The organism is Limnobacter sp. (assembly GCF_036846585.1).
GTDB lineage: Bacteria > Pseudomonadota > Gammaproteobacteria > Burkholderiales > Burkholderiaceae_B > Limnobacter.
Genome location: NZ_DAIUBR010000003.1, coordinates 104,500 through 119,189, shown reverse-complemented (window position 1 = coordinate 119,189; position 14,690 = coordinate 104,500). Strand labels below are relative to the sequence as shown.

General features: G+C 53.0%; 15 protein-coding genes. 3 read left to right on the top strand and 12 right to left on the bottom strand.

Annotation, left to right across the window (positions count from 1 at the left end):
- Positions 1 to 16 precede the first annotated feature (16 nt).
- Positions 17 to 532: a hypothetical protein gene (locus tag V7028_RS02505; protein ID WP_334118526.1), complete on the bottom strand. Its 516-nt coding sequence runs from the start codon at positions 530 to 532 to the stop codon at positions 17 to 19.
- A gap of 84 nt (positions 533 to 616) precedes the next feature.
- Here V7028_RS02505 and V7028_RS02500 point away from each other — a divergent pair, with 84 nt between their 5' ends.
- Entirely contained in the window at positions 617 to 802 is a 186-nt protein-coding gene (locus V7028_RS02500) for a hypothetical protein (protein ID WP_334118525.1), read from the top strand.
- Here the strand turns inward: V7028_RS02500 and V7028_RS02495 are convergent.
- The 3 genes from V7028_RS02495 to V7028_RS02485 are packed head-to-tail and all read right to left on the bottom strand — an operon-like array spanning position 799 to position 6,910.
- Positions 799 to 3,933, bottom strand: coding sequence for an efflux RND transporter permease subunit (locus tag V7028_RS02495; protein ID WP_334118524.1), 3,135 nt, complete (start codon positions 3,931 to 3,933; stop codon positions 799 to 801). The two genes, V7028_RS02500 and V7028_RS02495, sit on opposite strands and share 4 nt — an antisense overlap.
- Positions 3,930 to 5,588: an efflux RND transporter periplasmic adaptor subunit gene (locus V7028_RS02490; protein WP_334118523.1), complete on the bottom strand. Its 1,659-nt coding sequence runs from the start codon at positions 5,586 to 5,588 to the stop codon at positions 3,930 to 3,932. Before V7028_RS02490 ends, V7028_RS02495 begins: the two co-directional genes overlap by 4 nt.
- Entirely contained in the window at positions 5,585 to 6,910 is a 1,326-nt protein-coding gene (locus V7028_RS02485; RefSeq protein ID WP_334118522.1) for a TolC family protein, read from the bottom strand. Before V7028_RS02485 ends, V7028_RS02490 begins: the two co-directional genes overlap by 4 nt.
- Before the next feature lie 612 nt (positions 6,911 to 7,522).
- Here V7028_RS02485 and V7028_RS02480 point away from each other — a divergent pair.
- A complete protein-coding gene (locus tag V7028_RS02480) occupies positions 7,523 to 7,831 on the top strand; it encodes a hypothetical protein (protein WP_334118521.1) in 309 nt (102 codons plus the stop codon).
- 56 nt (positions 7,832 to 7,887) lie between these two features.
- Here V7028_RS02480 and V7028_RS02475 read toward each other — a convergent pair whose 3' ends face one another.
- The 8 genes from V7028_RS02475 to V7028_RS02440 all read right to left on the bottom strand — a co-directional run bounded on the left by V7028_RS02475 (position 7,888) and on the right by V7028_RS02440 (position 13,825).
- Positions 7,888 to 8,880, bottom strand: a complete 993-nt coding sequence (locus V7028_RS02475) for a patatin-like phospholipase family protein (RefSeq protein ID WP_334118520.1) — start codon at positions 8,878 to 8,880, stop codon at positions 7,888 to 7,890.
- A gap of 15 nt (positions 8,881 to 8,895) precedes the next feature.
- Positions 8,896 to 9,264, bottom strand: coding sequence for a copper-binding protein (locus V7028_RS02470; protein ID WP_334118519.1), 369 nt, complete (start codon positions 9,262 to 9,264; stop codon positions 8,896 to 8,898).
- 35 nt (positions 9,265 to 9,299) lie between these two features.
- A complete protein-coding gene (locus V7028_RS02465; protein ID WP_334118518.1) occupies positions 9,300 to 9,809 on the bottom strand; it encodes a cupredoxin domain-containing protein in 510 nt (169 codons plus the stop codon).
- Between the two features lie 10 nt (positions 9,810 to 9,819).
- Complete coding sequence (locus V7028_RS02460) at positions 9,820 to 11,235, bottom strand: multicopper oxidase family protein (RefSeq protein ID WP_334118517.1); 1,416 nt, start codon at positions 11,233 to 11,235, stop codon at positions 9,820 to 9,822.
- 19 nt (positions 11,236 to 11,254) lie between these two features.
- The gene (locus V7028_RS02455) at positions 11,255 to 12,670 is read right to left on the bottom strand and encodes a TolC family protein (RefSeq protein WP_334118516.1); all 1,416 of its coding nucleotides are present in this window, start codon (positions 12,668 to 12,670) and stop codon (positions 11,255 to 11,257) included.
- Positions 12,667 to 12,996 (bottom strand): hypothetical protein, encoded by a 330-nt coding sequence (locus V7028_RS02450; RefSeq protein WP_334118515.1) that lies wholly within the window; start codon positions 12,994 to 12,996, stop codon positions 12,667 to 12,669. Before V7028_RS02450 ends, V7028_RS02455 begins: the two co-directional genes overlap by 4 nt.
- A gap of 53 nt (positions 12,997 to 13,049) precedes the next feature.
- Positions 13,050 to 13,430: a hypothetical protein gene (locus V7028_RS02445; RefSeq protein ID WP_334118514.1), complete on the bottom strand. Its 381-nt coding sequence runs from the start codon at positions 13,428 to 13,430 to the stop codon at positions 13,050 to 13,052.
- Positions 13,431 to 13,495: 65 nt separating this feature from the next.
- Positions 13,496 to 13,825 carry a hypothetical protein gene (locus tag V7028_RS02440; RefSeq protein WP_334118513.1) on the bottom strand — a complete coding sequence of 110 codons (330 nt, stop codon included), beginning with the start codon at positions 13,823 to 13,825 and terminating at the stop codon, positions 13,496 to 13,498.
- Between the two features lie 167 nt (positions 13,826 to 13,992).
- Between V7028_RS02440 and V7028_RS02435 the strand changes: the two genes are divergently transcribed.
- The gene (locus V7028_RS02435; RefSeq protein WP_334118512.1) at positions 13,993 to 14,688 is read left to right on the top strand and encodes a heavy metal response regulator transcription factor; all 696 of its coding nucleotides are present in this window, start codon (positions 13,993 to 13,995) and stop codon (positions 14,686 to 14,688) included.
- Positions 14,689 to 14,690: the final 2 nt, after the last annotated feature.

The window sequence follows — 14,690 nt, the reverse complement described above, 5'->3', positions numbered from 1 at the left end:
GTTCTTTTACCCTGCGTCAGGATTTGCTGGGCATGCTGCTGGATTCCACAAGGTGGGGCTGCTCGTCGCGCGGCCATTCAAAGCTGTAAAAACCTTCCTTGCCGTTGATGGTGTAATCGAACTGCCCGCTGAATGAACGCGAATTCATTTCAAGGTTGAATTGACATTGATTAGGTGCATCGCAACCATGTTTTTGAACAAGCGCACTGACTTCCGGGTCGATTAAAGGTGCCGTGTGCAGGCCTTGTGGTGTCATGAAGTACATACCCGCATCTTTGCCACAGTGATTCTCGATCAGAGTCAGGCCAACGCCCTCAAAACGAAGCTCGCATGCATTTTTTGAGGTGTATGCCAACACCTGCTGTGAAGCAGCTTTTTCCTGGCAGGACGACACACCAAACAGGGTCAGTGCTGTGGTAACCATTAATGCAAACACAATAAACAGAAACTTGCCGGCCTTGCCCAAAAAAGATCTGTTGCTTCGATTCGAGTCAAACGACAGGGGTCGCGACCTGCTGCGCTGGTTGAACATGACGGATACCTTTCAAAGTAAGGTTAGAATAGTGGTTGTTGGGTTGCACCTTGTTCAACGTCAAAGTTCGGTCTGCGTTTACACATGAAGAAATCAAAAGATGAATTTCTCAAAGAACTCGAATTGACGGGCTTCTCAGAGGTGGTAACAGTGACCCGGGAGGGCAGCACTGGATTGGGTGATCACCATCACCCTTTCGAGGCAAAAGCGTTGATCAGTGAAAGTTACGGCCCACAAGGTGTGGTGTACCTGGTGGGCCGAAAAGGCTAAACGGGCTTTTGGGTTTGGCTGCGCCGAATTAGCAAAAACACGGCCGGAATAACAAACATCGACAACAAGGGTGCACTGATCATGCCGCCCACCATGGGTGCAGCAATGCGTTGCATCACCTCGCTGCCGGTGCCACTGCCCCACATGATCGGAATCAGGCCCGCCAGAATAGTGAGCACGGTCATGGCTTTGGGCCGAACACGCAACACGGCGCCTTCGCGAATTGCATCCAGTAAATCATCCTCTTGAACCGTTCCCCTGTTCACCCGGCTTGCCCAGGATTGGTTCAGGTACAACAGCATGATGACGCCGAACTCGGCGGCCACACCCGCCAGTGCGATAAAACCCACAGCCCCGGCCACCGACAGGTTATAGTCGAGAAGCCACAACAGCCACGCACCACCAATCAAGGCAAAGGGCAAGGTCGCCATGATGAGCACTGCCTCGTCAATCTGCTTGAAGGTCATGTAAAGCAACACGAAAATAATCAACAACGTGAAAGGCACCACCAGCTTCAGCTTCGCCGTGGCGCGTTGCAGAAACTCAAACTGCCCCGACCATGAAATGGAATACCCCGCAGGCAAGTCCACCTGTTGTGCAACGGCCTGCTGCATGTCCAGCACGGCCGATTGAAGGTCGCGCCCGCGAATGTCGATGTACACGTAACCTGCCAAACGGGAATTCTCGCTGCGCAACATGGGCGGGCCGTCGGTGATGTTGATGCGGGCCACTTCATCAAGCACGATCCGCTGCCCGGAACTGGTGTAAATCGGCAAGGCCCGCAAGCGGGTCAAGGAATCGCGCACCTCGCGGGGGTAGCGCACATTGATCGGAAAACGCTGCAAGCCTTCCACCGTTTCACCAATATTCATGCCACCCACTGCACTGGAAATGACCGACTGAATGTCGGACACATTCATGCCGTATCGCGCGGCCTTGTTTCGATCAATGTCCACGTCAATGTAACGCCCGCCGGTCAGGCGTTCAGCAAAGGCACTGCTGACCCCTTCAATGTTTTTCACCGCCTTTTCAATGTTCACGGCCACCTGGTTGATGGTGTTCAGATCAGGCCCGGTCACTTTCACGCCCACCGGGCTTTTGATGCCCGTGGCCAGCATGTCGATCCGGTTGCGAATGGGCGGCACCCAAATATTGGTCAAACCGGGCACGCGCACGATCTGGTCCAGTTCATCGACCAGTTTGTCGGCGGTCATGCCATCGCGCCATTCGTCTTTGGGCTTGAACTGGATGGTGGTTTCAAACATTTCCATGGGTGCCGGGTCTGTTGCAGATTCAGCACGCCCCGCTTTGCCGTACACACTTTCTACTTCGGGCAGGGTTTTAATTAGTCGATCGGTTTGCTGAAGCAACTCAGCGGCCTTGCCCGCAGACAAACCGGGCAAAGCGGTGGGCATGTACAACAGGTCACCTTCGTCCAATGGCGGCATGAATTCCGTGCCCAAACGGCTTAGCGGGTACAGGCTTACCACCAGCAACACCATGGCCACCAGCACGGTGAGTTTTGGAAACTTCAACACTGCATCCAAAGCTGGCCGGTAAGCTGCGATGAGGGCGCGGTTGATCGGGTTGGATTGCTCGTGCGGAATTTTTCCGCGAATGAGGTAGCCCATCAGCACCGGAATCAGGGTAATAGCCAGCCCCGCCGAAGCGGCCATGGCGTAGGTTTTTGTGTAGGCCAGTGGCGAGAACAAACGCCCTTCCTGTGCTTCAAGCGTAAACACGGGAATGAAGCTGAGCGTGATCACCAGCAGGGATGAAAACAGTGCTGGCCCCACCTCCACGGCGGCATCGCCAATGACACGCCAACGGTCCGTGCCTTCCAGTGTTCCGCCCGGGTTGTCGTGTGCCCATTGTTCAAGGTGTTTGTGCGCGTTCTCGATCATGACCAGCGCCGCGTCCACCATGGCACCCACGGCAATTGCAATACCGCCCAACGACATCACGTTGGCATTGACTCCTTGCTGTTCCATCACGATGAACGACACCAGCACACCCAAAGGCAGGGAAACAATGGCCACGAAGGCTGACCGGAAGTGCAGCAGAAACACAAAACACACCAGCGCCACCACAATGAATTCTTCAAGCAACTTGAAGCTGAGGTTGTCAATGGCATTGTTGATCAGGGTGGACCTGTCATACACCGGCACGATTTCAACACCCTTGGGAAGACCGGCCTTCAGACTTTCCAGCTTGGCCTTGACCGCGTCGATGGTTTGCAGGGCATTTTTGCCAGACCGCATCACAATAACACCGCCCACCGACTCACCATTGCCATTCAGTTCGCCAATGCCACGGCGCATTTCCGGCCCGATCTGTATGCGTGCCACATCGCCCAGTTGCACTGGAATTCCCGATGCACTGTTTTTCAAGGGCACTGCGCGAAAGTCATCCAGACTTTCCAGATAGCCCGTGGCGCGCACCATGTACTCTGCCTCGCCCAGTTCAATGACTGAACCACCCGCTTCCTGATTGGCATTGTTGATGGCCGTAACCACGTGATCCAGCGTAATGCCATAGCCCGCCAGTTTTTGCGGGTCCAGCACCACTTGGTATTGCTTCACGAAACCACCCACAGACGCCACCTCGGCCACGTCTTGCACGGTTTTTAGTTCATAGCGCAAAAACCAGTCTTGCAGGGCGCGCAACTGCGACACATCCAGATTGCCCGTTGTGTCGCGAAGGGCATACTGGTAGACCCAGCCCACGCCGGTTGCGTCAGGCCCCAAGGCACTTTTCGCACCAGCGGGTAGACTGTTCTGAGCCTGGTTCAAATACTCGAGAACCCGCGAACGCGCCCAGTACAGGTCCACGCCATCATCAAAGATAATGTAGACAAAGCTGTCGCCAAAAAATGAAAAACCCCGCACATCTTTCGCACCGGGCACCGACAGCATGGTGGTGGTCAAGGGGTAGGTCACCTGGTTCTCGACAATTTGCGGTGCCTGCCCCGGGTAACTGGTACGCACAATCACTTGTACATCGGACAAATCGGGCAGGGCATCGAGCGGTGTTTTGTACAGCGACACCACGCCCCACCCGCTGATCAACACCGTGGCGATCAACACCAGCAAACGGTTGGCGATCGACCAGCGAATAATGTAGCCAATCATTGTTCACCCCCGCCTTTTTTTGCATCGGACTTGATCGGCTGAATGTTGACGATCTGAGGAATGTCCCCTTCCTGCATCCGGAATTCCATGTTGATCTGATCCCCGGCCCGCAGGTTTTGGCGCGGCATTTTCGAGGGTTCGGGCAACCTGAATTCCATGGTCATTTCAGGCCAGCCCAAGCTGGGCACTGGCGGGTGTGTCACGGTGACGGCATTCTCGCTCAACGATTCCACCACCGCCGGTGTGCTGTGGGTGGTCGACGTACTGCTGGATTCACCGCTGGTCTCACTGCCGGGCTCCTGCTGGTTCAAGCGGATTTCGAGACCACGTAAACTGGCTTCGGAATCAATGAGGAACTGCCCGGACAACACCACTTTCTGGCCTTCTTCCAGCCCCTCCAGCACTTCGGTTTTGCCGTCGAATTCAATGCCGGTTTTGATTTCCATCGGCGTGAAACGCCCTTCACCCCCGCTCAGCATGACCACGACACGTCGGCCTGTTTGAATCACTGCTTCTGAAGGAATCATCAGGCTGGTCTTGCGATTTGTGTCGAGAAACCGGGTTTGTACAAACATGCCAGGCAACAGTTTCTGCGCCGGGTTCTTCAACTCAATCCGTGCCAAAACCGTGCGGGTGTTGCTGTTGACCTGCGGCAATACCGCCTGAACCGTGCCCTCAAAAGTTTGGCCCGGCACGGCCTGCGCATTGGCCACCACACCAACCCCGGGGCGCACGTACACCGCCTGCCCTTCCGGCACTTCGGCCTGCACCCACACGGTAGACAGCCCATTGATTTCCATCAGGGTCATGCCGGGCTGCACGGTCATGCCTTCGCGTACCATCAACTCGGTCACCACGCCGCTACGGGGCGCAACAATGGCCACTCGGGGTTGTGTACGTCCGCTTTGCTCCACCTGCCGAATTTGCCCTGCACTCATACCCACTTGCAACATGCGCTGCCGCGCGGCATCAATCAACGGCTGCAAATTCTCGCCCTTCATTTTTTGCAGCGAAAGATATTCTTCCTGCGCGGCAACCCAGTCGGGCACGTACACGGTTAACAAGGTTTGCCCCTGTTTCACGGCATCCAGTGTGGCGGTCACGTTCAAGCGTTCCACGTAACCCATCGCCCGGGATTGAATCACCACCCGCTCGCGCTCATTCCACTGCACGGAACCGCTTGCACTGATCTCGGGGGCCAGCATGCCCTTGCTTACCGCCGCGGTGCGAATGCCCAGATTTTGCTGGATTCGCGGGCTGACCCTCACGCTGCTGCTGTCGGCAGAATCCGCGCCCGAATAGGCGGGCACCAGCATCATGTCCATGAAGGGGCTTTTGCCGGGTGAATCGAATTTGCGACCCGGCACCATGGGGTCGTGATAATACTGCACAGTCAACCCGGTTTCAGGATCGACGTCCCCGGCCTTGATGCCGCTTTCCATGTGCCTGCGCGTGGCAGCTTCGCCCTGCGGGATATTCCAGGTGGATGGGTCTTGCTGCCCACCACCTTCATTTGTACCGCCCTCATTTGCACCGCCAATGGGGGCCGACATCATTTCCATGCCCTGGTTCATGCCCAGCGCCCACAAACCGTAACCACCGCCGGAAATCGCGACCAGCGCAACACCAGCCAGTGCAATGTGTATTTTTTTCATGGTTGTACCTCGGAAGGAATCAGGTATTCCAGTTGTGCCCACAAGCGGGCGGTGTCCATTTGAATGCGCAGTTTTTCCAGGCGCATGTCAATTTCCATTCGGCGTGCGGCCAGCACATCGGTCAGGGCTCCTGTGGCGCCTTGGTAAGCCGCCAGCGCGGCCTGGGTGCGCTGTTGTGTCAACGGGATCAGGCTGCGATCAAAATCATTGATGCGCTTCAGGTTGCTTTGCCAGGTTTGTTGCCAACGCCGTGTTTGTGCCAGGTGTTCGCGGTGCAGTTCAACGCGTTCTGCCTTGGCTTTAGCGGCCAGGGCATTGGCAGCGGCCAGTGCCTGATCCTGTCGATTGTCTTGATCAACAAACAGGGGGCGCGATGCGCCGAACGACAGCATTTCTGAAAACTGTGGCCCCCGCCCCGCATACATCACCGACAAGGTCCAGTCTGCCGACCTTTCCTGCTGCTTGACTTCGGCTTCGGCCAGCGCCATGGATTCAGCCTTGTCCAAAGCAAGCACGTCCGGGTGCTGGTGAAGCTGCTCAAACAGGTCTGCTGTGTTCAAGCGGGATTGCGTCAAGTCCACGGCACCCGCCAGCGGTGCATCGGCTTGTTCGCCCACCCAACGCTGAAGTTCTGCTTGTGCATTGTCCAGCGAGGCCTGGGTGTCCTGAATTTTCAAGTCCATCAAACCCAGTTCAGTGCGTGCGGCAAACACATCGGTTTGTGGCGCCTTGCCTGCGCGGTACTGGGCATCGGCTGCTTCAATTTGCAACTCCAGCTCCGTGCGCTGCGATTGAAGCAATGCCAGAATTTCCTGCGAGTAAAAGCGGTCCAGATACGCCTGCGCGGTGGCAGTGCGAAGTTTGCTCAAGGCCTGGAGCTTCCCGGCTTGCGCAAACTCGGCGTTTTTGTTGAACACATTGGCCTGGGCTTCGCGTTTGTCTTTGCGGGCAAACGTTTGAGAAATGCCCACACTGCGCATGGTCATGAAGTCGGCGGCCAGGCTGAACTGGTCAGGGCCATTGGCAGGAATGTTGATCACTTCCAGATTCAACATGGGGTCAGGCAACTCGCCCGCCGCGGTGGCCTGGTTTTGCGCTGCCAGCCTTGCAGCGTCTTGCGCACGCAGCGCTTCCGATCGCTTTTCAGCCAAGGCAAGGGCTTGCGACAGGCTCAACGCGCCCTGCTTTTCCTGTGTCAATGCCTGTTCCAGGGTGTACTCGGTGGTGGTCACAGCTTGGGCCATGACATTGCCCATGCCAAATACGGCCATGAAGGCCAGTACCGCAAGGATCAACTTGATAAAAATAGTTTTGCCCAACATGGGGGCCTCCTGCATGGTGTTCAAACCATGAGAAAAACAACGGAAACCGAAAGCAGTCAAGCTTCGCGGCAGTTCGGGAATTTCAAAAGAAGTCAGGCCCGGGGCGGGCGATCAAGGGGAATTTGATGCTGGGAAAGTAATAGCGTTGTCACCGTAGGCACATGCACTGGCGAAACACTTTGCGAGTCTGGAACCACCGCTTCATAAGCCAGCGAAGGTACCACGCAACAGACTGGTGAACCCGCGAAACAACCATCTTCGGCGTGTTGCGCCATGTCATCCATCATGACGGATTGTGCAGAGTCAGATTGCAATGCATCCGTCTCTGCGCAGCATGGCACAGCTTGCGCCAAGCTTTGAAAAAGCAGCGCGAACAGCAATACACCGTGTAAGAACAATTGACGAATCATTTGGAATGTCGGGCTTGAATGCATTTAACGATAGCACATAGCCGATTGCATCAACAAGCAAACTCACAGCCTATTTTCATTACAAATTTGTAATTCAATTGAGAGGATCTGGTCATTCGTCCCTGCGTAAAGTGTAAGTCATGCCAACGCTTAATTGAAAGCAAAGGCAAAACCCAAACTGATACACTCAAGGAGAATTACTATGAAAACACGTCAATTGATCGCATCCACAGTGTTTGCCATTTCCGCAACGCTTCCAGCTTTTGCCTTGGCCAGCGGCCCTACAGATCACGGTGATGGCACCGACCATGCGGCGCTGATCAGCCAAGGTAAATTGGCCACCCAAGCAACAGTGCTAAAAGAGTATCAACAAGCGATAAGAGCAGATCAGTTCAACCCTCTGGCCGGAGACTCGACAGTGTTGGCGCAGCGATTTGAATCTTCAAAATCACGGGCTGAAGTGTTAAGTGCAATCAAAGGAATTGACCTCACCGAAGGCGATGCAAGCTAATGAAGGGGTTAAGGGTTGGTGTTAATTTGAAACCAACCCAGTATTTTTCTGGTCAATCACTTCAGTAATTTTTCAGCACCTCGAAGTTTTTCTTTGGCCTCTAAGTAACCCGTCTTAAATACCCAATGACGATCATTCAAACCCAGTTGACCTACATTGGTTAGTTGCGGCGCGATGATCATTGTTGCCTGTAACATCTCTAGCTCTTTGATTCTAAAACTTGATATCAAAAAGGTTTGAAACATCAAATCGCTTAACGTAGAGACTTCAGCAAGTTCGGGTGGATATACCACGTCTACGGCAAGAATCGGAAGATCGCTTAGGCGTTTTGCTGGGCCTATCGGCAGTGGTGAACTGGCTTGACCATCGATGTAAAGACGTCCATTGATTGAGGGTGGCGTGAAGATACCTGGAATTGTGGAAGATGCCCGCACTGCCTGAGCAACATCACCCGCATTAAAAACCGCGGGATGACCGGTTTCGAGGTCTGTGGCCACTATGGCAATTGGTTTCGAGAGGTCTTCAAATGTTTGAACGCCAAAATCCCGACGCAATTGCCGTTCGAGAAACTGGCCAGAGAAAACTCCGGCCTCGCCCTTTAAAACTGGCTGCCCCAGATTCGGTAAGACGGGTACAAACAGATCACCGTTGCTTAGTGATTCTGCACGTTGCATCATTTGATCGGCTGTATAGCCCAAGCCCCAATATGCGGCTATCACCGCGCCAGCGCTCGTGCCGATCACCATCTTGGGCTCAAGCCCCTGTTCTTCCAAGGCTTTAAGAACTCCGATGTGGGCAAAGCCCCGAATTCCCCCACCAGAGAGAACCAAAATAAAACCATCCTCTAGCCTCTGTGTGCTGGCAGCACGCTCGGCACTAAACCAGGGTTCCTTCTTTACTGTAACTGTTGGTTTGTGACTTTCCGGATGAACAAAATTTCCGATTGTTTGACAGGCGCAAAGCACCATTGCTGAACCCAGCAAACTCAACATCAATCCCAATTTACCCACAATGACCGATCCATTGGGAAATCCAGGTTTATTTTGCAATGGTGCTTCTCCTGATTACTGTTTCTTCTCGATGTGGGTGATATTCATATTTTGATCCACAGCAAAGAGAACATTGTCGCCCTTATTCAGGCCTTCCAGTTGCGCCGCCTCTTTGGCCGAGAAAACCATAGTCATAGGTGGCATTTGAAGGTTCTTGATTTCGCCATGCTTCAAGGTGACCTTACCAGTCTTCGGATCAATTTTTTTCACCTCGCCCTGCGTCATTTCCATGGTTTCGGACTGCTTCATCTGCATCTGCATACCTTCCATGGACTTTTGCTCACCGGCTTTACTTGAATGAGCACCGTGATCTCCTCCGGCAAAGACCGAAGTCGAAATTGACAGCGCAACGATTGAAGCAATTTTGATTAAATGAGTTTTCATGATTTTTCCTTTCAGTGTTAAAAATGATTGTTTACTTATCTTGCAACATGCAGCGGACCACGCATACCAGCGTCAAAGTGGCCTGCAATTAAGCAGGCAAACTCAAACTCGCCACTTCGGTTAAATTTCCATACCATCTCAGTGGTTTTGCCCGGAGCCACGTGTGCCATATAGGGTTCTTCATGCTCCATGTTTGGAAATTTCTTCATCAAGTCTGCATGCTCAAGATTCTTGTCTTTTGTCCCCAGAACAAACTCGTGCATTAGCTTTCCTTCGTTTTTGACGATGAACTTCACTGTTTCACCTTCCTTGAACTGCAACGAGGATGGCTCAAAGCGCATGCTGTCAGACATCACGACTTTGACCGTGCGGTCTATCTTGGTCGGAGTGCCGGCAATGCCCCAAGCGGTTTGCTCAAGAACTGGTTGCGCATTGGAATCAGTCTTTTTATGCTCCTGAGTACCGTGTGCCAATACAGCCACAGGCAATAAAAGCCCCGTGCCAAGCAGCAGCGATAGTGAATAATTTGCGAATGATTTTTTCATGGTTAACTCCTTAGTGGCCCGAATGGCCTTGAGGTTTTCTGACCTTCAACTCGATTGTTTCTTGAGGTCGATTGCTGGATTTCATGGCGGGCTTTCCTGCCTTGTCGGATGTAACGGGCTTGGGCATGTCCGGGCCTTCGTATTCAAAGGCCACGGTTTTGCCGGGATGTTTGTACCAACCGGGGTCGGAATAATCCCCAGGCTTTTGGTCTTTGCGCACTTTCAACATACTGAACATGCCGCCCATTTCCACTGAGCCAAACGGGCCATCGCCTGTCATCATGGGGATGGTGTTATCTGGAATCGGCATCGTCATCTCAGTCATATCGGCCATACCCCGTTCACCCATCACCATGTATTCGGGAACGAGCCCTCGGGCTTTTTTCGTTATTCCCCGGTGATCCACGCCGATCATGGTGGGAAGATCGTGTCCCATGGCGTTCATTGTGTGGTGGCTTTTGTGGCAATGAAAGGCCCAATCGCCTTCCTCATTGGCTAGAAAATCAATCTGCCGCATTTGCCCCACGGCGATGTCGGTAGTCACTTCGGGCCAACGACTTCCTTTGGGTGTTGGGCCGCCGTCGGTGCCGCTCACCTCGAATTCATGGCCGTGCAGATGAATGGGGTGATTGGTCATGGTCAAGTTACCAATTCGTATCCGAACCTTGTCGTTCTTTCGAACACACAAGGGCGAAATTCCGGGAAACACGCGGCTGTTCCACGTCCACAAATTAAAATCGAGCATGGTCATGATCTTCGGTGTGTACGCACCAGGATCAATGTCGTAGGCATTCAGAAGAAAACAGAAATCCCGGTCCACGTTGTCAATCAAGGGATGTTTGTTTTTGGGATGAGTCACCCAGAAGCCCATCATGCCCATGGCCATTTGTGTCATCTCATCTGCATGCGGATGGTACATAAAGGTGCCGGGGCGCTTGGCCTCAAATTCATACACAAAGGTTTTACCGGAAGGAATGACTGGCTGATTCAGGCCTGCAACGCCGTCCATGCCATTGGGTAAACGCTGGCCATGCCAGTGCACACTGGTGTGTTCAGGCAGTTTGTTCGTCACAAAAATACGCACCCTGTCGCCTTCCACTACTTCAATGGTGGGCCCTGGGCTTTGACCGTTGTAGCCCCACAGGTGAGCGACCATACCCGGTGCCATTTCACGCACCACGGGTTCTGCCACTAGATGGAATTCCTTCACGCCATTGTTCATTCGCCAAGGCAAGGTCCAACCATTCAAGGTGACCACTGGGTTATAGGGCCGCCCAGTGTTGGGGGTCAATGGGTCCATGGTGTCAGGCGAGGTTTGAATAACAGGCTCAGGCAGCGCGGCCATGGCCACTTTACTGACACTGGCTGCCGCCACTGCGCCACCGGCCATGCCGGCAAACTTAAAAAAATCTCTTCTGGAATTCATTGCTCTTACTCCAAATCTTTTAATGACCAGCAGCGGATTCAGCCGCGGGACTCTGGGCGCCCATGGAAAGCTTTACATTGCTTGGACTGCCCATCAATGCAGCATCCAAGGCCAGTTGAGCTCGCAGAAAGTTCGCTGATGCGTCAATGGATGACTCGATGGAACGCACCTGGTTACGACTGTCGGCAAGTAACTCGAAAGTACCAATCAACATGCCGTTGTAACGCAGTGTGTTTTGCTCGGCCAAGGTATCGAGCATTGGAACCACCTCAGTTTGATAGTGCTTGGCAATGTCATAAGCCGTGCGGTAATTGGTGTAACTTTCCCGCAGGTTTGAATCGACATTCCTCATGACAGCCTCAAGCGTGTTGGCCTTGGCCAGTAACTCCGCAGACAATGCATCTCGCCGCAAACCACCCCAATCGAACAGCGGCAATCGAATGTCCAGTTCAAATCCCTTTGGGTTGGTTTTGGAGCCAGAGTCTCTGTCGAATACAGAATTGCGGCGAATCCCTGCCTCAATATCCACAAAGGAGCTTACGGTTTCGGCACCAGACACTTTCAGTGCCGCGTCATAAGCTTGTTTAGCCATTTGAACGTCCAGCCGCGAGATAGCCTGTTTGGAGACTTCTTCAGGCTTTTTCACAGTAGCGGGCAAGTCTGGCAAGCGATCTGGAAGTTTTAGCTCCTCAAATTGCTGTGCGTCCAGCCCGAGCACCCGAACCAGTTTTTCCCGGGTGGACGTGGCTTCCTGACGTGCCATGGCCAGGCCAAGTGCGGCATCGGAATAAAACATTTGCTGACGAATGCGTTGAATAATGGTGAAGTTGCCTACCTCCTCCATGCGCTTGGCCAATTCAGCACTGGCTTGAGCATTCTCGAATACTTGCTCCGCATATTGCTGTTTTTGCAGGGCGACCACTGCGTCAACCCAAGCTGAGCGCGCTTGAGCCACTTGCCCAATCACATCGCCAGCCAACTGCAGTTGAGCTCGCTCAATTCGAAAAGTCGCAGCCTGTTGACGCCAAGGAAGCGTGATTAAATCCAACAGGCCAAAACTGAACAATCGCCCAATTTCAAGTTCATCTCCAACGGTAATTCGTTCAAAATTGAAAATTGGATTGGGGATTCGACCCGATTGGGCGGCCAATGCAGACTCGCTGTAACCCCGAGCCAACAGCGCCTGAAACTCAGGGCTGTTTACCAACATCAGCTCCACTGTGGAATTTAATCCGAGCGGGGTTTTCAACAACTCATCTGCTTGCGCGCGCAACTGATTGCGCTGCTCATCGTTCAGAGCAAGAACCACTTTCTTGTCGGTCATGGACGCAGTGGTTTCATTCAGGTTGGCCATGGACTGATCCATGTTCACTGTGGCGCAGCCGGTCAAGCCTGCAATCGCTAAAGCAATTGCTGTGTATTTCAAAGTTCTCATCGGTGCCCCCCTTGGTGAGCTTCGCCGGGGCTCATGGGCTTTTTCATTTTGCTCATGTCATGCCCCATGCCGCCATCCTGCATGGGTTGCTGGTCTTCACCATTTTTCAGGTAAGGCTCACGGGCGTAATATTGCCAGCCACCAATTTTCTCGACATTCTGATTGGCCCCTACCCAATCACGGTCGCCTTCTTTGGGCTTCCATGTTGAGTAGTTCTCAAAAGCTGATTGATATTCAATCTGCAAACCTTCCGACTGGGCGTTTGCAAACCCTGTGCTTGCTGCGAGAATTGAACCCGCTAGCAACAATTGCATAGCCGTACGCATACACGTACCTCCACCAAATGAATTAAAACCAGTAAACGAAATTCAGGATTGGCTTAGGCCAGGATGGGCGGTCGATAAGGCAGCGCCAGGTCGGCACTGGGCAGGATTGAAGAGAAAGGAACGGAGATGAGAAGGTTGGATTGGATCAAACCAACTTGAACAACTGGAACGTCGAGCTTGGCCTTGTAAATGGCATCACAGCTGCAACAGGGCCTTTCATTGGACTCTTGATCGTCCGAAACAGCATGGTGAGCAGCTTGGTCTGACATGTGCTCGATGCAATGCTCGGACGAAAGTGACGAAGGACCCGACTCATCCGAGGTTTGCTCGAAGGAACCGGTATGACATCCGACCATGACCGCAAGCGCCGTGCCCTGAAAAATAACAGAGGCGGCGATTACAAACATCAACAGTGATTTGATCACTTTGGTCATGGTTGTGCGGTCCGGTGATTGTTCAAAAGAATAACATCGCTTTTATAGATGTTCAAACTTTGGCTTTAGTTCGAATTAGCCAGACGGCGCTCCTCTGGGGTTTGGCTTTGCAATTCACGCAGCACCTCCTGACGGGATTTTCCAGAGCGTGAGTTGCCCCAATCGCCGTGTGTGGTCCCATCACCGCTGGCCTCGGAGCCAATTATTTTTGCGCTATAGCAGCAAAATCCCTTGTTGCCGTGTGAAGCAGATTTCGCTGGATCTTTGTATCCCAGATGGGGTTCATAAACCGCATCGCCTTTGCCGGGGTGGAAGGCAGCATCGGCAAGTGCCACTGCAGGTGCAGCAATGGCGAAGGTGGTAATCAGAACAGCGGCAATTTTAATATTTTTCATGATGATCTCCTGATTGACTCGAATTGGAGGGTTGTTTTCTAAACCCATGCCTTCAGTCTAGTCAGGGGCACCTGTCAGGCACCTTCCCGGTACATTACAAATATGTAATCTTCACCAAATTCGGGGTGGTTATACTGTGCTTCGATACACCAGATGAAGAAAATTTAATGAAACTGCTTTTGATCGAAGACGACCTGCGGCTGGCCGATTACCTGAAGAAGGGACTGACCGAAGAAGGTTTCGTTGTCGATTTGGCTCGCAACGGGATTGACGGTTTGCATTTGGCCACCCAAGGCCTTTACGATGTGATCATTCTTGATGGCATGTTGCCCGACATTGATGGTTTGGCCGTATTAAGTGCGTTACGCCAATCCAAAAGTATTCCGGTACTGATGCTTACCGCCCGCGCCATGGTTGAAGACAGGGTGAGCGGCCTGAAGGCCGGTGCAGATGACTACCTGGTGAAACCCTTTGCGTTTGCCGAACTGGTGGCCAGGCTTCACGCCCTGGGGCGCCGAACTTCAACAGTTGCAGCAGAAAGCCAAACAACCGTATTGACATTGCTGGATCTGGAATTGGACGCAGTACGCCGCACCGCCAAGCGCGGCGGCAAGGATTTACGGTTAACTGCGAAAGAATTTTCTCTACTTTGGCTACTACTGCGAAGAAAGGGCGAAGTCATCAGCCGCACAGAAATCGCTGAGCTGATTTGGGATATGCATTTTGACAGCGAGACCAATGTGATTGATGTGGCGATTCGCAGGTTAAGAATCAAGCTGGACGATCCGTACGAAATCCCTTTGCTTCATACCGTTCGCGGCATGGGGTACGTTCTCGAAATCAGGACGCAGGGCAAGGAGTAAGC